Origin of the sequence: Candidatus Mycobacterium wuenschmannii (assembly GCF_030252325.1) — a bacterium.
GTDB lineage: Bacteria > Actinomycetota > Actinomycetes > Mycobacteriales > Mycobacteriaceae > Mycobacterium > Mycobacterium wuenschmannii.
This window is the reverse complement of the sequence record NZ_CP126981.1, coordinates 4431603-4449850: the sequence shown is the minus strand read 5'-3', so window position 1 is coordinate 4449850 and position 18248 is coordinate 4431603. Positions and strand designations below refer to the sequence as shown.

Below are 18248 nucleotides of genomic sequence, written 5' to 3'. Positions count from 1 at the left end.
GTCTCAGTACCCCATGCTGGAGAAGAACTTGAGGATCGCGCTGTTGACCACCTCGGGGCGCTCCAGGAAGCCGAGATGCCCGGTGTCGGGGATCAACTGGTACTTGCCGCCGGGGATGGCGTCGGCGACCTCTTTGCCCAGGTGCGGCGGGGTCACGACGTCGTCGGCGAAGCCCAGCACCAGCGTCGGGGTGTGGATGCCGCCATAGGACGGCAGGTGGTTGCCCTGCGGCGAGATCCAACCCTGGCGGATCAGCCCGGGCGTGATCTTGATCGGCCAGATGGTGAACATGCTGATCCACTCGGCGACGGCCTCGTCATTGCTGAGCGTCTTGGGCGAGAAGCTCTCCAGCAACCGGATCTTGGCGTCGTAGGCGGTCGGGATCACGACGCCGGACGCCGCCAGCTCGTCCTCGGCGGTGCGGAAGAAGTCGCGCGCCTTGTCCAACCGGCCGCGGGTCGCCATCAGCACGGTCTGGGTCACCAGGTCCGGCCGGGCCAGCATCAGCTCCTGGGCGATGAAGGAACCCATCGACACGGCCACGATGCGCACCGGCCCCACGCCGAGCTGCTCGATGAGCGCGGCTGTGTCGGCGACCATGCTCTCGGTGGTGAAGCCGTCGGCGCTCGCCGTCGCACCCGATCCCCGGTTGTCGAACGTGATGACGCGGTAGCCGGCGTTCAGGAATGCCGGGGCCTGGTGCAGATGCCAGGTGCGTCCGAGTCCGCCGCGGCCGGCGATGAAGAGGACGGGCTCCCCCGTCCCGTTGTCGTCATAAGCCAGGTTGATCACGACGACGAACCTACGCGACGGCGGCCCGTTGGCAGCATTTGGCAGTCGGCGGCGTCGTGCTGGCAGCGGGTTTGGCGTTTGAGTGGGAACCATGACTCAACTCGCACTCAAGCAGGCAACCATCGAATACGCCGAATTCGGTCCGCAGGACTCGGCCTACCCACCCGTGGTGTTCGTGCACGGCGTCCTGGTCGACGGCGAGATGTGGCGCGAGGTCGCCGAGAAGCTGGGGCGGCTCGGATACCGCTGCATCGTGCCGACGCTGCCGCTGGGGTCGCACACCATCCCGGTCACCGATGCCGGCGCGCTCTCGCTGCAGGGTGTCGCGGGGATCGTCAACGACGCGATCGAGGCGCTGGGGCTGTCGGACGTGACGCTGGTCGGCTGCGACACCGGCGGTGGCATCTGCCAGCTGGCCGTCGACGCGCGACCGGATCTGGTGGGCCGGCTGGTGCTGACGAACTGCGACGCCTTCGACCAGTGCCCGCCGTTCCCGTTCGGGGTGGTGTTCGGCCTGCTGCGTGGGCCGGTCTCGATCAAGGCGCTGTTCTCGACGATGCGACTGGCGGCGGTGCGCAACTCGATGGTCGGGTTCGGACTGCTGGTCAGTCGGCCGGATTCGCGGGTCACGGCCGGCTGGCTGGCGCCCGGGCTGAACGACAAGCGCATCCGGCGCGATCTGGCCGCGCTGCTGCGGCAGATCGCCGTCACCGACCTCACCGACGTGGCCAACCGGCTGACGCGGTTCGACAAGCCCGTCACGCTGGTGTGGGGGCAGGGCGATGTGGTGTTCAAGCCGAGCCTGGGCCGCCGGCTGGCCGCGGTGTTCAGCAACGCCAAGCTGATCGAGGTGCCGGGTTCGCGGACGTTCGTGTCGATGGACGAGCCCGACGCGGTGATCGACGCGATCGCGAGCTAGCGGCCGGCCTCACCAGCCCCACCCGTCACCGGGAGTTCGGGGGGACCGGTGTGCCCGCCTCCGAGCGAATCTGGGCCTACCGGCGCGTGGCTTTCGTACGTACCGCACCCACCGCCCGGTCCCACAACAGCTGGGTGCCGGCTTTGAGCGCGGTCGGGACGTTGACTTCGCGGGCCATGCCCGCGGTAGCGAGTGCCTTGGTCGTCGCCGACGCCTTGGACATGTGCCCGGAGTCGAACGGCGGCTGAGGGTCGTATTCGATGCTCAGTTGGATGGCCTTCGCACGTTCTTCCCCGGCGATCTGGCCGGCCAGCCACAAGCCCAGGTCGATGCCGGCCGACACCCCGGCGCAGGTGACGATGTTGCCCTCGTGCACCACCCGCTCGTCGCCAACGGCGTTGACGCCCAACGTCTTCAGCAGTGGGAGCACGCCCCAGTGCGAGGTGGCGCGCTTGCCTTCGAGCAGGCCGGCGGTGGCCAGGATGAGCGAACCCGAGCACACCGACGCCGTCCACGTCGCGGTCCGGTGCGCCTGGCGTACCCAGTCCAGCAGCGTCTCGTCGCGGGAGTGTTCGACGGTGCTCATCCCGCCGGGTACCAAAACGATGTCCGGCGAAGGGGTTTCGGCGAGGGTGTGGGTGGCGCCGATCAGGAGCACGCCGGACTCGGCGGCGATCGGACCCGTCTCGTGCCAGACGAATCGGATCTCGGCGCCCGGCACCCGCTGCAACACTTCGTAGGGGCCGATGAAATCCAAGGCGGTGAATCCCGGGTAGACGACGATGGCGATCTGGGTCATGCGAATGCCTTTCGGTATTGGTCGGGCGAGACCCCGACACGGCGAATGAAGTTGCGGCGCATGGTTTCCGCCGTCCCGAAGCCACATCGGGTGGCGATGGTGACGACGGTGTCGTCGGTTTGTTCGAGTTGGCGACGGGCCGCTTCGGTGCGGACCCGTTCGACGTAGGAGCCGGGCGCCTCGCCGACTTCGTCGGTGAACACCCGGGTGAAGTGCCGGGGACTCATCGCGGCGAGCCGGGCCAACTCGGTGATGCTGTGTGCGCCACCGGGTTCGGACTCGACGGCCTCCTGCACCGCGCGGATCGGCTCACGTTTCGCGCGGGCCACCCAGACCGGCTCGGCGAACTGGGTCTGCCCGCCCGGTCGGCGCAGGTGCAGCACCAGCCAGCGCGCGACGGTCTGCGCGACCTCGGTGCCGTGGTCCGCCTCGACCAGCGCCAGCGCGAGGTCGATCCCGGCGGTGACGCCCGCGGCCGTCCACACCTTGTCCGAGCTGCGGATGAAGATGGGATCGGGATCGACGTCCACCGCGGGGAATTCGTCGGCCAGCTTGTCGGCGAAGGCCCAGTGCGTGGTGGCGCGGCAGCCGTCGAGCAGGCCCGCCTGCGCGGCCAAGAATGCGCCGGTGCAGACGCTGACGATGCGACGGGCGTGCGGTGCCGCGGCGACGATCCAGTCGATGAGCCGCTGATCGCGCCGGTCGCCGCGAGCTCCGCTGCCGCCTGGGAGCAGCAGCGTGTCGACCGGCCGGCCCGGGTCCGGCAGCGGTGCCGCGCCGAGGCTGAGCCCGGTCTCCGAGGCCACCGACCGCCCGTCGAGGGACACAACTTCGGGCGCGTAGCCGTCTTTGCCCTGCGCGGCCAGCAGCTGCGACGCCCCCGCGAACACCTCGAACGGGCCGACGACGTCCAGTGTCTGCAGCCCCGGGAAGCCGACGAACAACACCTTCTGCGTCATGCCTCTCAGTGTTGGCGATCAGACCCTATGTCGTCTACGCCATGCACCCCACATATCAGGACACCAGCGGAAAACAGGCCTTGACCCGGTCGATCCACCATTGACGCCGGTCCGGCGACGCCTGCAATGCCGCCAGGCGTGCCGGGTCGGGCGTGATCGGAGCGACCGGCAAATAGCCGTCGTCGGCCCCGACCGGTTCGGCGACATCCTCGACGAACAACCGCCCGGTGCCCAGCCCGCAGGCGTGGTTCAGGTTCGGCAGGGCCGCGGCGGCGGACAGCCCGACGGCGATGCCGACCGCCGAGTCCAGCGCGCTGGAGACCACGACGGGGATGTCGATCTGGGCGGCAATGTCGAGCAGAGCCGAAATCCCGCCCAGCGGAGCCACTTTCAGCACCGCGACGTCGGCGGCGCCGGCGCGGACCACGGCGAGCGGGTCACCGGCCTTACGGATGCTCTCGTCGGCGGCGATCGGCACGTCGACCCGGCGGCGCACCTGCGCGAGTTCGTCGAGGGTGGCGCAGGGCTGCTCGATGTATTCCAGTGGCCCAAGCGCTTTCGCGGCGTCGACCGCCTGCGCGACGGTCCAGGCTCCGTTGGCATCGACCCGCACGGTCGGCACCTGCGCGCGGACGGCGTCCACCCGGGCGACGTCGTCGTCGAGCGTCTGGCCGGGTTCGGCGACCTTCACCTTCGCGGTGCGCGCGCCCGGGAAGCGGGCCAGGATCTCCGGCACCTGCTCGGCGGGGACGGCGGGCACGGTGGCGTTGACGTCGATGCGATCGCGAAGCGGCGGCGGGGGCTTGCGGTAGGCGGAGTCGAGCGCGGCCGCCAGCCAGTGCGCGGCCTCGGCGTCGCCGTATTCCAGAAAAGCGCAGAATTCGCCCCAGCCGGCCGGGCCGTCGATCAGGGCGAGCTCGCGAGTCATGATGCCGCGGAACCGAACTCGCATCGGCAGCGAGACGACGTGCAGGCGGTCGAGGATGTCGTCGAGCGTCACGGCGCGTAGACCCGGCGGCCCGCCAGGAACGTCGCTCGCACCTCCAGGTCGGCGATGGTCTCCGGCGGGACCGCGCGCGGATCTGCGGACAGCACAACGAGATCGGCGTACTTGCCGACCTCGAGCGAGCCGATGATGTCGTCGGCAAAAAGCTGCCAGGCCGCGTCGATGGTCTGCGCCCGGATCGCCTGCTCGACCGTCAGACACTCCTCGGGACCCAGCACCCGCCCGCTGGGCGCCGTACGGGTAACGGCCACGCTGATGTTGCGCAGCGGCTCCTCGGGGGTCACCGGCGGGTCGTTGTGCAGCGAGATCCGCATGCCGGTAGCGACCGCGGAACCCGCTGGCATCCAACGGGATCCACGCTCGTCGCCGAACAACCCGTCGACGATCACGTCGCCCCAGTAGTGGATCTGGTCGACGAAGATGCTGCAGGTGACGCCGAGGGCGTGGGCGCGCTGCAGCTGCTCGGGCCGGATCGCGCCGACGTGCTCGAGGCGCAGTCGATGGTCGTCGCGCGGGTGGCGTTTCAGCGCTTCTTCATAGACGTCGAGGATGGTGTCGACGCCGGCGTCGCCCTGGACGTGACACGCCATCGGCCAGCCCAGCGGGTAGTAGGCGCCGACGATCTCGGTCAGCTGTTCTTTGGTGTAGTTCGCGCATCCACACGAGCCGGGCGTGACGCCGATGGCCCGGGTCGCCGCGGTGTCGAGGTAGGGGAAGGACAGGTCGATGTTGCCGATCCACGGCGAGCCGTCGACCCAGATCTTGATGCCGACCTGTCGCAGCATGTCGTCGCCGTCGCCGGGGGTGGCGTCGGTCGTCATCTTCGGGTTGGACATCTCGTAGGTCCGCAGCCGGACGGTCAGCGCCTGCCGCAGGCCCTCGACGAGCGGCCGCAGCGACGGGTCGAACGCCATCTCCGAGCAGGTGGTCAGCCCGGCCTTGTTCAGTCGGGCGCATTCCGCGAGCAACATCGCCGGGTAGTCACTCGGCGAGATGGCGCCGCTGAGCAGCGGGAACACCGCGCCGGTCTCCTCGGCGCTGCCGTCGAGTTCGCCGTCGGCGTCGCGGCCGTACTTGGCCCCCTTGGGGTCGGGGGTGTCGCGGGTGAGCCCGGCCTTGCCGGCGGCCTGCGAATTGAAGTACGCCTTGTGCCCGGAGTTGTGGATGATCACCAGCGGATGCTCGGGCGCGACCTCGTCCAGCCAGGCCAGCGTCGGCTCCGGCAACCCGTTTTGCAGCAGCGGGTCCCAGCCGTTGAGGTAGGCGCCTTGCGACCCCCTGCGGGCAACCTCGGCACGGATGGCGTCGACCACCTGGCCGGCGTCGCGCATGGTCACCGGCCGAATATCGACCAGCCGATCGGACAGCGCGATGGCCTCCATCAGTGGATGGCCGTGCGCCTCGACGAAACCTGGCATGACGCAGCCGTCGCCGATCTCGATGGTCTGGGTCGATGGGCCGACGAACGCCGCCACGTCAGAGCGGCTGCCCACCGCGACGATCCGGCCGTCGGCAATCGCCAACGCCTCGGCGGTGGGCCGGGCGTCGTCAACGGTCAGGACGGTTCCGTACATGACGACATCTGCGGCAGCCATGCCCACGAATACTAGTGATCGTCAGGCTTTCCGAGGGGGTGGCTGACACGAATTGGAACACGTTCTAGTCTGAGTCGATGAGCGACGACCTGCTGCGCCATCCGACCCACAACGGACACCTCCTCGTAGGGGCACTCAAGAGGCATAAGGATCGGCCGGTGCTGTTCCTGGGCGACACCACGCTGACCGGCGGCCAGCTGGCCGAGCGAGTCAGCCAGTACACCCAGGCGTTCGAGGCGCTGGGCGCCGGCACCGGCGTCACCGTCGGCCTGCTGTCGCTGAATCGGCCCGAGGTGCTGATGATCCTCGGCGCCAGCCAGACCCAGGGCTATCGCCGTACCGCGTTGCACCCGCTCGGTTCGCTGGATGACCACGCCTATGTGCTGTCCGACTGCGGCGCCAGCTCGCTGATCGTCGACCCCAACCCGATGTTCGTCGAGCGCGCGTTGGGGCTGCTGGAAAAGGTCGACTCGCTCAAGCAGATCCTGACCATCGGCCCGGTTCCCGAGGCGCTGGCCGGCGTGGCCGTGGACCTGTCCGCCGAGGCGGCCAAGTACGAGGCCAAGCCGCTGGTGGTTGCCGAGTTGGCGCCCGACCACATCGGCGGCATGGCCTACACCGGCGGCACCACCGGCAAGCCCAAGGGCGTGATGGGAACCACCGGCAACATCGCCGCGATGACCCAGATTCAGCTCTCCGAATGGGAGTGGCCCGAGAGCCCGCGATTCCTGATGTGCACCCCGCTGTCGCATGCGGGCGCGGCGTTCTTCACGCCGACCGTGGTCAAGGGCGGCGAGATGGTGGTGCTGAGCAAGTTCGATCCCGCCGAGGTGCTGAAAACCATTGAAGAGCAGAAGATCACGGCGACGATGCTGGTGCCGTCGATGCTCTACGCACTGATGGACCACCCCGACTCGCACACCCGGGACCTGTCGTCGCTGGAGACGGTGTACTACGGCGCCTCGGCGATGAACCCGGTGCGGCTGGCCGAGGCGATCCGGCGCTTCGGGCCGATCTTCGCCCAGTACTACGGGCAATCCGAGGCACCGATGGCGATCACTTACCTGGCCAAGGGCGACCACGACGAGAAGCGGCTGACGTCGTGCGGGCGTCCGACGCTGTTCGCCCGGGTTGCGCTGCTGGGCGAGGACGGCACGCCCGTGCCACAGGGCGAGCCGGGCGAAATCTGCGTCAGCGGGCCACTTTTGGCAGGCGGCTATTGGCAGCTGCCGGAGGCCACCGCCGACACCTTCAAGGACGGCTGGCTGCACACCGGCGACATGGCCCGCGAGGACGAGGACGGCTTCTACTTCATCGTCGACCGGGTCAAGGACATGATCGTCACCGGCGGCTTCAACGTCTTCCCGCGCGAGGTCGAGGACGTCATCGCCGAACATCCGTCGATCGCGCAGGCGTGCGTGGTCGGGACGCCCGACGACAAATGGGGCGAGGCCGTGACCGCGGTGGTCGTGCTGCGCTCCGACGCTGCGACCGACGACGCCGCGATCGAAGCGATGACCGCCGAGATCCAGGCCGCGGTCAAGGAGCGCAAGGGTTCGGTGCAGTCACCCAAGCGGATCGAAATCGTCGACGCGCTGCCGTTGACCGGGCTGGGCAAGCCGGACAAGAAGGCCGTCCGGGCGCGGTTCTGGGAGGGCGCCGGCCGGGCGGTCGGCTGAGCCGTTACTGCCAGGGACCGATGCCGCCGACCTTGTCGATGCGGATGTGGGTGATCCACCCCGGCGGAGTGTCCTTGGGCGGGAACACCTTTGGGTCGAGCAGGGCCGTCGACAGCTCGGTCAACAGTTCGGGCGCCCCGCCCTCGGTGATGTGAGCGGTGCCCTGGATCGTGAGGTAGGGCCGCAGGGTCTTGCCGATGTCACCGGGCTCGACGATCGTCACCGCGACGCGGGGGTCGCGCCACACGTTGCGCATCTTCTGATGCTCCGAACGATGCGCGGTCCACAGTTCGTCGCAGTCGGGCGTCGAACGCAGCGCCACCCAGACCAGGCTGACCTGTGGGCTGCCGTCCGCGTTGATCGTGACCAGCGTCGCGTCCTTGCCGGCCCCGATGAATTCGCGCGCCGCGTCGTTGAGTTTCATGTTCAGCTCTAAGCGCGTTCAGCGCGTGGCTATTCCGGCCGCCAGCAGATCGAGCATGCGTCCGCGCTGCGCGGGCGAGCTACCGGCCACGAAGATGCCGATCAGGCTGGACACCACGTCGTCGCTATCGACGTCGGCCCGCGCGCTGCCGTCGTCGACGCCGGCCCGCAACAACAGATCGACGGCGCCGCGGATGCTGGCCCGAGTGTCGTTGGCCTGCATGGCACCCGAGGCGAACATCGCCTGCAGTGACTCGGCCATCCCCCGCTTGGCGGCGACGAAGCTCGCGTACCGATCCATCCAGCGGCGTAGCGCCGTCATGGGCGGATGCCGTTCGAGCAGCGCCGCGGCGGTCTCGGCGACCTCGGCGAGTTCGGCCCGGTAGACCGCCTCGACCAACGCTTCGCGGTTGGGGAAATGGCGGTAGAGCGTGCCGATGCCGACCCCGGCCTCGCGGGCGATCGATTCCAGCGAGACGGGATTTCCGTCGGCGGCGGCGAAGGCCGCGGTCGCCACGTCGAGCAGCCTCTCCCGATTGCGGAGCGCGTCGGAACGTGCCAAAGCGGAGGTACCTCCGGTTCTGCTACAGTCGGGCAAACGGAGGAACCTCCGTATTTGACCCAGTGTCTCACGATGGGAGCACCATGACGAGCAAGATCGGCACCCACCCCGTCGCCCGCGTCGGTTACGGCGCCATGCAACTGGCCGAGACGTCGCTCGACGACGCGGTCGCCGTGCTGCGTCGCGCAATTGAGTTGGGCGTCAACCACATTGACACCGCGTCGTTCTACGGGCCGGGCGAGGTGAACCGCCGGATCCGCGCGGCGCTGCAGCCCTACCCCGACGACCTGGTGATCGTCAGCAAGGTGGGCGCGCGCTTCACCGGCGAGAGCCCGATTCCGCTCGGCCCGGCGCAGCGGCCCGCCGACCTGCGCGCCGCAGTCGAAGACGACCTGAGCCAACTGGGCCTCGACCAGATTGCGGTGGTCAACCTGCGGCGCCTCGACCTCGGGCCCGGACTGCGGGCCGAGGGCGATCAGATCGTCGACCTCGACGACCAACTGGCCGAGATGATCGCGCTGCGCGACGAGGGCAAGATCGGCGCGATCGGCGTCAGCAGTGTGCCGCTGGAGGTCTTGCAGCGCGCCCTGCCCGCCGGCATCGCGTGCGTGCAGAACTCCTACAGCCTGCTGGATCGGTCTCAGGAGGCGATGCTCGACGTCTGCACCGCCGAGAACATTGCGTGGGTGCCGTACTTTCCGCTGGGCTCGGCGTTCCCGGGATTCCCGAAGGCCTCCGACAACCCCGTCGTCATCGAGATCGCCGGCGAACTGGGCGCGACGCCGTCGCAGGTCGGCCTGGCGTGGCTGCTGGCCCACGCACCGACGACGCTGCTGATTCCGGGAACCCGGTCGGTCGACCACCTCGAGGAGAACGTCGCCGTCGGCAACATCATGCTGAACGCGGACCAGCAGGCGCGCCTCGACGCCGTCACCGCCGCCGGGACCAGCGCGATGCCGGACGGCATGGAGGGGTTCGCCGACCACGACTGACGAGTACGGTCGGCCTATGGGCAAATCGGTGCGGCCGCCGTGGTGGCTCAAGCCGGCCAACAAGGTATTCGTCCGAATGTCGCGGCTGGGTATGAGTTTCGGCGGCGAGAGCCCGGTGGTGTTGACGGTCGCCGGCCGCAAGTCGGGGCGCGAACGGTCGACACCGGTTACGCCGATGACGGTCGGTGGCCGGGAATACGTGGTCGCCGGTTTCCCCGGCGCCGACTGGGTGGCCAACGTCCGCGCCGCCGGTGAGGTGACGGTGGCCCGCGGCCGCAGCGTGCGACGGGTCAGAATGGTCGAGTTGTCCGCTGACGAAGCCCGCCCGCTGCTGCGGGTGTTCCCCGAAGAGGTGCCCACCGGTGTCGGTTTCATGAAGCGTGCCGGCCTGGTCGTTGACGGGCGGCCGGAAGAATTCGAGGCACTGGCCGGCCGCTGCGCGGTCTTTCGACTGGATGGAATCCAATAACCTTGTCTGACAATCCTTTTCACGCCGACCAGTGGAAGCCGGTCGACGGGTTCGCCGAGCTGACCGACATCACCTACCACCGGCACGTGTCCGACGCGACGGTCCGGGTGGCCTTCGACCGGCCCGAAGTGCGCAACGCATTCCGGCCGCACACCGTCGATGAGCTGTACCGCGTGCTCGATCACGCCCGGATGTCGCCCGACGTCGGCGTGGTGCTGCTGACCGGCAACGGCCCGTCACCCAAGGACGGCGGCTGGGCGTTCTGCTCCGGCGGCGATCAGCGCATCCGCGGGCGCAGCGGCTACCAGTACGCCGAGGGCGAGACGGCCGACACCGTGGACGCCGCGCGCGCCGGCCGGCTGCACATCCTCGAGGTGCAGCGGCTGATCCGGTTCATGCCCAAGGTGGTGATCTGCCTGGTCAACGGCTGGGCCGCGGGCGGCGGACACAGCCTGCACGTGGTCTGCGACCTCACCCTGGCCAGCCGCGAGCACGCCCGCTTCAAGCAGACCGACGCCGACGTCGGCAGCTTCGACGGCGGCTACGGCAGCGCGTACCTGGCCCGCCAGGTCGGCCAGAAGTTCGCCCGCGAGATCTTCTTCCTGGGTCGGCCGTACACCGCCGAGCAGATGCATCAGATGGGCGCGGTCAACGCCGTCGTCGACCACGCCGAGCTGGAGACCGAGGCCATCCAGTGGGCTGCCGAGATCAACGCGAAATCGCCGCAGGCGCAACGGATGCTGAAGTACGCGTTCAACCTGCTCGACGACGGGCTGGTCGGCCAACAGCTGTTCGCCGGCGAGGCGACCCGGTTGGCGTACATGACCGACGAGGCGGTCGAGGGCCGCGACGCGTTCTTGGAGAAGCGGCCGCCGGACTGGACGCCGTTCCCGCGCTACTTCTAGTCACACCGGTAACCAGGCAAACCCACTAACCGAGCTGCCCGGCTTCGAGCGAAATTCCCGACAACCGCACAGAAATTCGCTCAGAGGCGGGCAGATGGGCTATCGCCTTCCTGCGGAGATAGATAGAGGCAGCTGTAAGTGAGCGCCCAGCCCCGCGGCCTAGACTTCCGCCCTGTGAGTTGGAACCCGATCCGAGCCCTGGCCGAGCAGATCACGCTGAACTCGATGCGTCCGCCGCTGGTTCCCCGCCTGCTGCCCAAGCCGGGCAAGATCGACCTGGCCGGCAAGCGCGTCGTGCTGACCGGGGCCTCGTCGGGGATCGGTGAGTGCGCCGCCGAGCAGTTCGCCCGCCGCGGCGCCACCGTGGTCGCGGTCGCCCGTCGGCAGGATCTGCTGGACGAGCTGGTCGGCCGGATCACCGCGGCCGGCGGCAACGCAATCTCGATCCCATGCGACCTGTCCGACCTGGACGCGGTCGACGCGCTGGTGGCCGACGTCGAGAAGCGCCTGGGCGGCGTGGACATCCTGATCAACAACGCCGGGCGCTCGATCCGCCGGCCGCTGGCCGAGTCGCTGGAACGCTGGCACGACGTCGACCGGACCATGCTGCTCAACTACACCTCCCCGCTGCGGCTCATTCGCGGCATCGCACCCGGCATGTTCGAGCGCGGCGACGGACACATCATCAACGTCGCGACCTGGGGTGTTTTCAGCGAACCGTCGCCGCTGTTCGCCGTCTACAACGCCTCGAAGGCCGCGCTGTCGGCGGTGAGCCGGGTGATCGAAACCGAGTGGGCGACAAAGGGTGTGCACTCGACCACGCTGTACTACCCGCTGGTGGCCACCCCCATGATCGCGCCGACCAAGGAGTACCAGGGCCTGCCGGCGCTGACCTCCGAGGAGGCCGCGGGCTGGATGATCGAGGCGGCCCGTACCCGCCCGGTCCGGATCGCGCCGCGGATGGCGATCGCCGCGCAAGCCATCGACACCGTGCTGCCGGGGATCGCCACCACGGCCATCAGGCGGCAGCGGCTCCAGCCCAACCGGGCGCGCTGATGGAGATCCTCGCCAGCCGGATGCTGTTCCGCCCGGCGGACTACCAGCGATCGCTCACCTTCTACCGGGACCAGATCGGCCTGGCGATCTTCCGCGACTACGGCGCCGGCACGGTGTTCTTCGCCGGCCAGTCACTGATCGAGTTGGCCAACCACGGCGCCGAAGAGGGCTCGGCCACGTCCTTCCCGGGCGCGCTGTGGTTGCAGGTGCGCGACGTGGCCGCCACCCAGTCGGAGCTGGAAGGCCGCGGCGTCACAATCGCCCGCGAGGCCCGTCAGGAACCGTGGGGACTGCACGAAATGCACGTGGTCGATCCCGACGGCGTGCTGCTCATTTTCGTCCAGATTCCGCCCGAGCATCCGCTGCGCCGCGACTCGCGGTTAACGTCATGAGCTGGCAGGTTAACCCGAGACGAACATCTGACGACTAACGCGATATACCTTGCGTTTACGCCGTCGTTCTTTCGACAACCGGACCCCGCTACCTACAGAATTAGGCCCGTGAATCTTCAGCTGTTCCTTCTGATCATCGTCGTGATCACCGCGCTCGCATTCGATTTCACGAACGGCTTCCACGACACCGCCAACGCCATGGCGACGTCCATCGCGAGCGGGGCACTCAAGCCGAAGACGGCGGTGACGCTGTCGGCAGTGCTGAACCTCCTGGGAGCGTTCCTGTCGACGGCCGTGGCGGGAACCATCGCGAAGAACCTCGTCGACGCTCACCTGGTGAAGCCCGACCTGATCTTCGCCGGGCTGGTCGGCGGAATCGTCTGGAACCTGCTGACGTGGCTGCTCGGCATCCCGTCGAGTTCGTCGCACGCGCTGGTCGGCGGCATTATCGGCGCGATGATCGCGGCGGTCGGCGGACACGGCGTGATCTGGACCGGCGTGGTGTCGCTGGTGCTGATCCCCGCACTGGTCTCGGTAGTGCTGGCCGGCGTCGTCGGCGCGGTCGGCACCTGGCTGGTGTACTTCTTCAACCGCCGCGTCCCCGAAGAGCGCAGCGAAGCCGCGTTCCGCCGCGGCCAGATCTTCTCGGCCTCACTGGTCTCACTGGCGCACGGCACCAACGACGCGCAGAAGACGATGGGCGTGATCTTCCTGGCGCTGATCTCCTACGGCGCGGTCAGCCGGACCGAGCACCTGCCGCCGTTCTGGGTGATCCTGGCGTGCGCCTGCGCGATGGCCCTGGGCACCTACACCGGCGGCTGGCGGATCATCCGCACGATGGGCAAGGGCATCGTCGAGATCAAGTCGCCGCAGGGCATGGCGGCCGAATCCTCTTCTGCGGTCATCATTTTGCTGTCCGCCCACTTCGGTTACGCGCTGTCGACCACGCAGGTCGTCACCGGCTCGGTGCTCGGCAGTGGGGTCGGCAAGCCCGGCGCCGAGGTCCGCTGGGGCGTCGCCGGCCGGATGGCCGCCGCCTGGCTGATCACCCTGCCGTCCGCCGGCCTGGTCGGCGCGATCACGTACTACGTGGTGCACGGGATCGGCGGCTACCCCGGCGCGATCATCGGCTTCCTGTTGCTGGTCGCTGCCGCCGGCGCGATCTACCTGCAGTCCCGCAAGACCAAGGTCGACCACACGAACGTCAACGCCGAGTGGAAGGGCGACCTGACCGCCGGCCTCGACGAGAACGGCCAGCCGGGTCTCGCCGGCGCTCCGATCGGCAACGGCAAGGTCGCCCACGCACCCGAGGCCCATGCCGCCGACGCCAAGAAAGCAGGCACGCTGTGACCCACTGGTTCAACTACGAAGCCTCACTGAAGATCCTGACGTTCGGCCTGCTGTTGGGCAGTGGACTGCCCGCGCTGTTCGCGCTCGCGGTCCGCATCGGCGCCGCCGGCGCCGGTGTCCAGGGCTCCGACGGAGCCGCCGTGGCCACCAAGAACCCGGCGCTTACCGCCGTCAGCTACGCGCTGTACGGGTTGGTCGCGGTCGCCGTCGCCGTCGGGGTGCTCTACATCGCGCGCGACGCCCTCGGCGCCTGGACCGGCCTCTACGTTCTCGGAGCCAAGCCCGCGTAGCATCGGAATCTCATTCCGTATGTAGGCGTAGCGACAGTCCGGCGGGGGAAGTGCACTGACCGTGAACCGATTCCTGAACTCGGTGGTCGCGTGGCTGCGCGCGGGCTACCCGGAGGGCATCCCACCGACCGACTACGCGCCGGTGCTGGCCCTGCTGTCGCGCCGGCTGAGCAACGACGAGGTCAAGCTGGTGGCGCGTGAACTGATCGCCCGCGGCGACTTCGATCACGTCGACATCGGTGTGCTGATCACCCAGATCACCGACGAGTTGCCGGCGCCCAACGACGTCGAACGGGTCCGCGCGCGGCTGGCCGCCAAGGGCTGGCCGCTGGAAGACGCCCGCGACGGCGAGGACACCGTATAGCCGTCCTGCGGGCGTTCGCCGTGACGCCGGGATCCCCCGCCGGCCCGCTGCTGGCCGCCCTGGACGACGTTCTGCACGGCCGCTCCCCCGCGCTGCTTCCGGTCACCGACGGCACCGACCTCGCGGCCCTGCGGGTCGGCGAACCGATCGACGACGACGTGGCGCTGGTCGCGACGACGTCGGGCACCACCGGGACACCCAAGGGCGCGCTGCTGACCGCCGCCGCGCTGACCGCCAGCGCACGGGCCACCCACGACCGCCTAGGCGGACCGGGTCGCTGGCTGCTGGCGCTGCCGTCGCAGCACATCGCCGGGCTGCAGGTGTTGGTGCGCAGCTTGGTGGGCGGCACGACGCCGGTCGAGCTGGACGTGTCGGCCGGCTTCGACGTCGGCCAATTGCCTTCTGCCGTAGACCAACTCGGCCCCGGCCGGCGCTACACCTCGCTGGTCGCCACGCAGTTGGCCAAGGCCCTGCACGACCCCGCCGCCACCGCGGCGTTGGCCGGCCTGGACGCCGTGCTGCTCGGCGGCGGCCCGGCGCCGCGGCCGGTGCTCGACGCCGCGGCCACCGCGGGCCTCAACGTGGTCCGCACCTACGGGATGAGCGAGACCGCAGGTGGCTGCGTGTACGACGGCGTCCCCCTCGACGGCGTCCGCCTCCGCCTGGACGACGGCCGGATCGTGCTCGGCGGCCCGACGCTGGCCAACGGCTACCGCAATCCGCCCACCCCCGACCCGTTCGCCGAGGCCGGCTGGTTTCGCACCGACGACCTTGGCGCCGTTGACGATTCGGGAGTGCTCAGCGTGCTCGGCCGGGTCGACGACGCGATCAGCACCGGCGGGTTGACGGTGCTGCCGCAACCGGTCGAGGCCGCGCTGCGGACTCACCCGGCGGTGGCCGACTGCGCGGTGTTCGGGCTGCCCGACGACCGGTTGGGCCAGCGCGTGGTGGCGGCGGTCGTGCTGGCCGACGGTTTCGCCGCGCCCGCGCTCGAGGAGTTGCGCGCCCACCTGGTCCAGACGTTGGACCACACGGCGGCGCCGCGCGACCTGCTGTTCGTCGACGCCCTGCCGTTGCGGGGCATCGGCAAGGTCGACCGGGCGGCGCTGATAAGGCTGGCCGAGCCGCCCCGGATGCGATAATGCCCTGGTGAAGCAGCCCGCAGGCACGGCGTGATGATGGAACGCCACATCATTGTCAGCGGTGACGATGCGCTGGCGACGACGATCGCCGACGAGCTGAAGAACGCCGGCGCGACGGTGGTCCGGCTGCTCAGCAAGGACGCCTCCGAGGCCGGGGTGGCCCGCGAGCTCACCTTGGCCGAGGTCTCGCACGCGCTGGCCGTCGTCTGCGCCGGCGACGACGACGCCGTCAACCTCGAAATCGCTCTGCTGGCAAGGAAAGCCAACCCGAACGTCCGCGTCGTGTCGCGAGTCGCCAACGATGTGCTGCGTGAGGCCGTCGCCAACGACAACGGCCCGGGCGCGATCCTCGACGTCGCGGACCTCGCCGCGCCCGCGGTGGTCGAGGCCTGCCTGTCGCAGGACACCCACGACTTCGACGCCGCCGGACTGAGCTTCGTCGTCTCCGGCACGACCGCCTCCCGCGAGGCGACGCTGCGCGAACTCTACGGCGACCTGGCGCCGGTGGCCGTCATCCACGGCGACGACTCCCCCGACCCGGGCGAGATGGAGATCTGCCCCGGTCGCGACCGCCGGGTGCATGCCGGCGACTGGACGATGATGATCGGCACCGCCGACGAATTGGCGGCCCAGGGCATCCGGGTCCCGAAGAAGTCGCGGTCGAGGGCGCGGCGGACATGGTACCGGCGGGCGGGCGACATCGTCCGCGGCGTGGTCAACGACTTCAACCCGACGTTCTATCCCGTCGTCGGCGCGACGTTGACTGTGTTGGTCGCCGCCACCTTCGTGCTCCGGTTCGGCTATCGTCCGCCGCCCAAGATGGGTTGGGTCGACGCGTTCTACTTCACCATCGAGACCATGACGACGACCGGTTACGGGGATTTCAGCTTCGTCAATCAGCCGACCTGGTTGCGTACGTTCTCGACACTGTTGATGTTCAGCGGCGTGACCACCACTGCGCTGCTGGTGTCGTTCGTCGCAGACGTATTGCTCTCGCGCCGTTTCGTTTTCGCCTCGGCGCGGCCACGGGTCGGGCATCTGCGCAACCACATGGTGGTGGTCGGGCTCAGCAACCTGGGCATGCGGGTGATCCAGGAGCTGACCAGCGCCGGCCACGACGTCGCGGTGATCGAGCAGGACGAGGAGAACCGCTACCTGTCCGCGGTCCGCGCCCTCGACGTGCCGGTGATCTTCGGTGACGCGACGCTGCGCCAGACCCTGCAGGCGGCCCGCGTCGACCGCGCCCGCGCGGTGGCGGTGCTGACCCGCGACGACATGATCAACATCGAGACCGGCATCGTGCTGACCGAGATGCTCGGCAAGAAGACCGCGACCCGCGAGCACTGGACCTCCATTCCGCTGGTGCTGCGCGTGTACGACCGGACACTGGGCTTCGCGGTCGCGCAGCGGTTCGGCTTCGAGAACGTCCGCTCCACGGTCGAACTGGCGGTGCCGTATTTCATCGGCGCCGCGATAGGCCTGCAGGTGCTGAGCACCTTCTCGGTGGGCCAGAGCTCGTTCGTGGTCGGCGGCATGCAGGTGGCCGCTGGCAGCGAGCTGGACGGACTGCGGATGTTCGAGCTGTCCACCCAGGCCCGGGTCATCGCGATCGTGACATCCAACGGGCTGCTCAAGTTGCACCCGCGCCGCGACGCCCGCCTGCACGCCGACGACACCGTTTACCTGGTCGGGCCGTACCGCGAGCTGATCGACACGCTGCGACGGGGCCGGGTGCCCGGCCAGCCCGAGGCCAAGACCGGCTGAGCTATCCGTCGAACGGCGACGGCGCCCCGGTGTGCGGCAGGCAGTCCTGACACGTGTGGTCGAGACCGACCCGGCCGATGGCATCGCGGATCAGCTTCTTGAACGGCTCGATGTTTCTGGCGAATTCCTCGACGACATTCTCCATCGTGACGCCGGCGCCCGACTCGATTCCGGCGTCCAGGTCGGTTACCAAAGCAATTGCTGCATAGCAGATTTCGAGTTCACGCGCGAGCACGGCCTCGGGGTAGCCGGTCATGTTGATCAGGGTGAAGCCGGCCGAGGCGAACCACTGGCTCTCGGCGCGGGTGGAAAACCGCGGCCCCTCGATGACGACCATGGTGCCGCCGTCGACGACGTCGGGCAGGCCGTTGGCCGCGGCGCGCAGCGTCGGGCAGTACGGGTCGGCGAAGGCCACGTGCGCGGCGCCGGAGTCGAAGTAGGTGTCGGCGCGGTGCCGGGTGCGGTCGACCAGTTGATCGGGCACCACCACGGCGCCCGGGCCGTGATCGGTGGTCAGGCTGCCGACCGCGCACGGCGCGAAGATCCGTCGGACCCCGAGCGCGCGCAGCGCCCAGAGGTTGGCCCGGTAGGGCACCTTGTGCGCCGGGAAGCGATGGTCGACGCCGTGGCGCGGCAGGAACGCCACCTCGTGGTCGCCGACCGACCCGATCGTCACCGGGCCGCTGGGCGCACCGTACGGGGTGTCCAGGCTGACGCTGCGGGCGTCAGCGTCGAAGAAGTCGTAGAACCCGCTACCACCGATCACTCCCAGCACTCAGACATTGTCGTG

Annotated in this window: 20 protein-coding genes; 12 read left to right on the top strand and 8 right to left on the bottom strand. The window is 69.2% G+C overall.

Annotated elements, in window-relative coordinates:
- Positions 1 to 3: 3 nt before the first annotated feature.
- Positions 4 to 792, bottom strand: coding sequence for an alpha/beta fold hydrolase (locus tag PT015_RS21475; protein ID WP_285187092.1), 789 nt, complete (start codon positions 790 to 792; stop codon positions 4 to 6).
- A 91-nt stretch (positions 793 to 883) separates the two neighbouring features.
- On the opposite strand from PT015_RS21475, the gene PT015_RS21470 reads away from it, so the two are divergent.
- Positions 884 to 1711 (top strand): alpha/beta fold hydrolase, encoded by an 828-nt coding sequence (locus tag PT015_RS21470; protein ID WP_285187091.1) that lies wholly within the window; start codon positions 884 to 886, stop codon positions 1709 to 1711.
- A 76-nt stretch (positions 1712 to 1787) separates the two neighbouring features.
- Here the strand turns inward: PT015_RS21470 and PT015_RS21465 are convergent, their stop codons facing one another.
- The 4 genes from PT015_RS21465 to PT015_RS21450 are packed head-to-tail and all read right to left on the bottom strand — an operon-like array spanning position 1788 to position 6070.
- Positions 1788 to 2510 carry a DJ-1/PfpI family protein gene (locus PT015_RS21465; protein ID WP_285187090.1) on the bottom strand — a complete coding sequence of 241 codons (723 nt, stop codon included), beginning with the start codon at positions 2508 to 2510 and terminating at the stop codon, positions 1788 to 1790.
- Entirely contained in the window at positions 2507 to 3469 is a 963-nt protein-coding gene (locus tag PT015_RS21460; RefSeq protein ID WP_285187089.1) for a GlxA family transcriptional regulator, read from the bottom strand. Before PT015_RS21460 ends, PT015_RS21465 begins: the two co-directional genes overlap by 4 nt.
- A 55-nt stretch (positions 3470 to 3524) precedes the next feature.
- Entirely contained in the window at positions 3525 to 4421 is an 897-nt protein-coding gene (locus PT015_RS21455; RefSeq protein ID WP_285191226.1) for an o-succinylbenzoate synthase, read from the bottom strand.
- Between the two features lie 44 nt (positions 4422 to 4465).
- Entirely contained in the window at positions 4466 to 6070 is a 1605-nt protein-coding gene (locus PT015_RS21450) for an amidohydrolase (protein WP_285187088.1), read from the bottom strand.
- 77 nt (positions 6071 to 6147) lie between these two features.
- Between PT015_RS21450 and fadD8 the strand changes: the two genes are divergently transcribed.
- Positions 6148 to 7749 (top strand): fatty-acid--CoA ligase FadD8, encoded by a 1602-nt coding sequence (gene fadD8, locus PT015_RS21445; protein WP_285187087.1) that lies wholly within the window; start codon positions 6148 to 6150, stop codon positions 7747 to 7749.
- A 4-nt stretch (positions 7750 to 7753) separates the two neighbouring features.
- On the opposite strand, the gene PT015_RS21440 is transcribed toward fadD8, so the two are convergent.
- Positions 7754 to 8173, bottom strand: a complete 420-nt coding sequence (locus tag PT015_RS21440; protein ID WP_285187086.1) for a PPOX class F420-dependent oxidoreductase — start codon at positions 8171 to 8173, stop codon at positions 7754 to 7756.
- Positions 8174 to 8191: 18 nt separating this feature from the next.
- Positions 8192 to 8734 carry a TetR/AcrR family transcriptional regulator gene (locus PT015_RS21435; protein WP_285187085.1) on the bottom strand — a complete coding sequence of 181 codons (543 nt, stop codon included), beginning with the start codon at positions 8732 to 8734 and terminating at the stop codon, positions 8192 to 8194.
- An 83-nt stretch (positions 8735 to 8817) separates the two neighbouring features.
- Here PT015_RS21435 and PT015_RS21430 point away from each other — a divergent pair, with 83 nt between their 5' ends.
- The 10 genes from PT015_RS21430 (at position 8818) to PT015_RS21385 (ending at position 17458) form a co-directional block, all read left to right on the top strand.
- A complete protein-coding gene (locus PT015_RS21430) occupies positions 8818 to 9726 on the top strand; it encodes an aldo/keto reductase (RefSeq protein WP_285187084.1) in 909 nt (302 codons plus the stop codon).
- A 16-nt stretch (positions 9727 to 9742) separates the two neighbouring features.
- Positions 9743 to 10195 carry a nitroreductase family deazaflavin-dependent oxidoreductase gene (locus PT015_RS21425; RefSeq protein WP_285187083.1) on the top strand — a complete coding sequence of 151 codons (453 nt, stop codon included), beginning with the start codon at positions 9743 to 9745 and terminating at the stop codon, positions 10193 to 10195.
- Between the two features lie 2 nt (positions 10196 to 10197).
- Positions 10198 to 11100 carry a 1,4-dihydroxy-2-naphthoyl-CoA synthase gene (locus tag PT015_RS21420; protein WP_285187082.1) on the top strand — a complete coding sequence of 301 codons (903 nt, stop codon included), beginning with the start codon at positions 10198 to 10200 and terminating at the stop codon, positions 11098 to 11100.
- 174 nt (positions 11101 to 11274) lie between these two features.
- On the top strand, positions 11275 to 12156 hold the full coding sequence (locus PT015_RS21415) for an SDR family oxidoreductase (RefSeq protein WP_285187081.1): 882 nt from the start codon (positions 11275 to 11277) through the stop codon (positions 12154 to 12156).
- Positions 12156 to 12548 carry a VOC family protein gene (locus PT015_RS21410; protein ID WP_285187080.1) on the top strand — a complete coding sequence of 131 codons (393 nt, stop codon included), beginning with the start codon at positions 12156 to 12158 and terminating at the stop codon, positions 12546 to 12548. Before PT015_RS21415 ends, PT015_RS21410 begins: the two co-directional genes overlap by 1 nt.
- A gap of 108 nt (positions 12549 to 12656) precedes the next feature.
- Positions 12657 to 13898, top strand: coding sequence for an inorganic phosphate transporter (locus tag PT015_RS21405; RefSeq protein ID WP_285187078.1), 1242 nt, complete (start codon positions 12657 to 12659; stop codon positions 13896 to 13898).
- Positions 13895 to 14188 (top strand): hypothetical protein, encoded by a 294-nt coding sequence (locus tag PT015_RS21400; protein WP_285187076.1) that lies wholly within the window; start codon positions 13895 to 13897, stop codon positions 14186 to 14188. Before PT015_RS21405 ends, PT015_RS21400 begins: the two co-directional genes overlap by 4 nt.
- Positions 14189 to 14249: 61 nt before the next feature.
- Positions 14250 to 14552 (top strand): DUF3349 domain-containing protein, encoded by a 303-nt coding sequence (locus PT015_RS21395; protein WP_285187075.1) that lies wholly within the window; start codon positions 14250 to 14252, stop codon positions 14550 to 14552.
- A 59-nt stretch (positions 14553 to 14611) separates the two neighbouring features.
- Positions 14612 to 15694: an o-succinylbenzoate--CoA ligase gene (menE, locus tag PT015_RS21390; protein WP_390888046.1), complete on the top strand. Its 1083-nt coding sequence runs from the start codon at positions 14612 to 14614 to the stop codon at positions 15692 to 15694.
- Between the two features lie 36 nt (positions 15695 to 15730).
- Positions 15731 to 17458, top strand: coding sequence for an NAD-binding protein (locus PT015_RS21385; RefSeq protein WP_285187073.1), 1728 nt, complete (start codon positions 15731 to 15733; stop codon positions 17456 to 17458).
- Position 17459: 1 nt separating this feature from the next.
- Here PT015_RS21385 and PT015_RS21380 read toward each other — a convergent pair whose 3' ends face one another.
- A complete protein-coding gene (locus PT015_RS21380; protein WP_285187071.1) occupies positions 17460 to 18233 on the bottom strand; it encodes an S-methyl-5'-thioadenosine phosphorylase in 774 nt (257 codons plus the stop codon).
- Positions 18234 to 18248: the final 15 nt, after the last annotated feature.

Bases quoted from the DNA above. Each gene is read 5' to 3' on its own strand.
- PT015_RS21470 (WP_285187091.1), top strand. From the start codon at position 884: ATGACTCAACTCGCACTCAAGCAGGCAACCATCGAATACGCCGAATTC.
- PT015_RS21465 (WP_285187090.1), bottom strand. From the start codon at position 2,510: ATGACCCAGATCGCCATCGTCGTCTACCCGGGATTCACCGCCTTGGAT.
- PT015_RS21460 (WP_285187089.1), bottom strand. From the start codon at position 3,469: ATGACGCAGAAGGTGTTGTTCGTCGGCTTCCCGGGGCTGCAGACACTG.
- PT015_RS21455 (WP_285191226.1), bottom strand. From the start codon at position 4,421: ATGCGAGTTCGGTTCCGCGGCATCATGACTCGCGAGCTCGCCCTGATC.
- PT015_RS21450 (WP_285187088.1), bottom strand. From the start codon at position 6,070: ATGGCTGCCGCAGATGTCGTCATGTACGGAACCGTCCTGACCGTTGAC.
- fadD8 (WP_285187087.1), top strand. From the start codon at position 6,148: ATGAGCGACGACCTGCTGCGCCATCCGACCCACAACGGACACCTCCTC.
- PT015_RS21440 (WP_285187086.1), bottom strand. From the start codon at position 8,173: ATGAAACTCAACGACGCGGCGCGCGAATTCATCGGGGCCGGCAAGGAC.
- PT015_RS21430 (WP_285187084.1), top strand. From the start codon at position 8,818: ATGACGAGCAAGATCGGCACCCACCCCGTCGCCCGCGTCGGTTACGGC.
- PT015_RS21425 (WP_285187083.1), top strand. From the start codon at position 9,743: ATGGGCAAATCGGTGCGGCCGCCGTGGTGGCTCAAGCCGGCCAACAAG.
- PT015_RS21410 (WP_285187080.1), top strand. From the start codon at position 12,156: ATGGAGATCCTCGCCAGCCGGATGCTGTTCCGCCCGGCGGACTACCAG.
- PT015_RS21385 (WP_285187073.1), top strand. From the start codon at position 15,731: ATGGAACGCCACATCATTGTCAGCGGTGACGATGCGCTGGCGACGACG.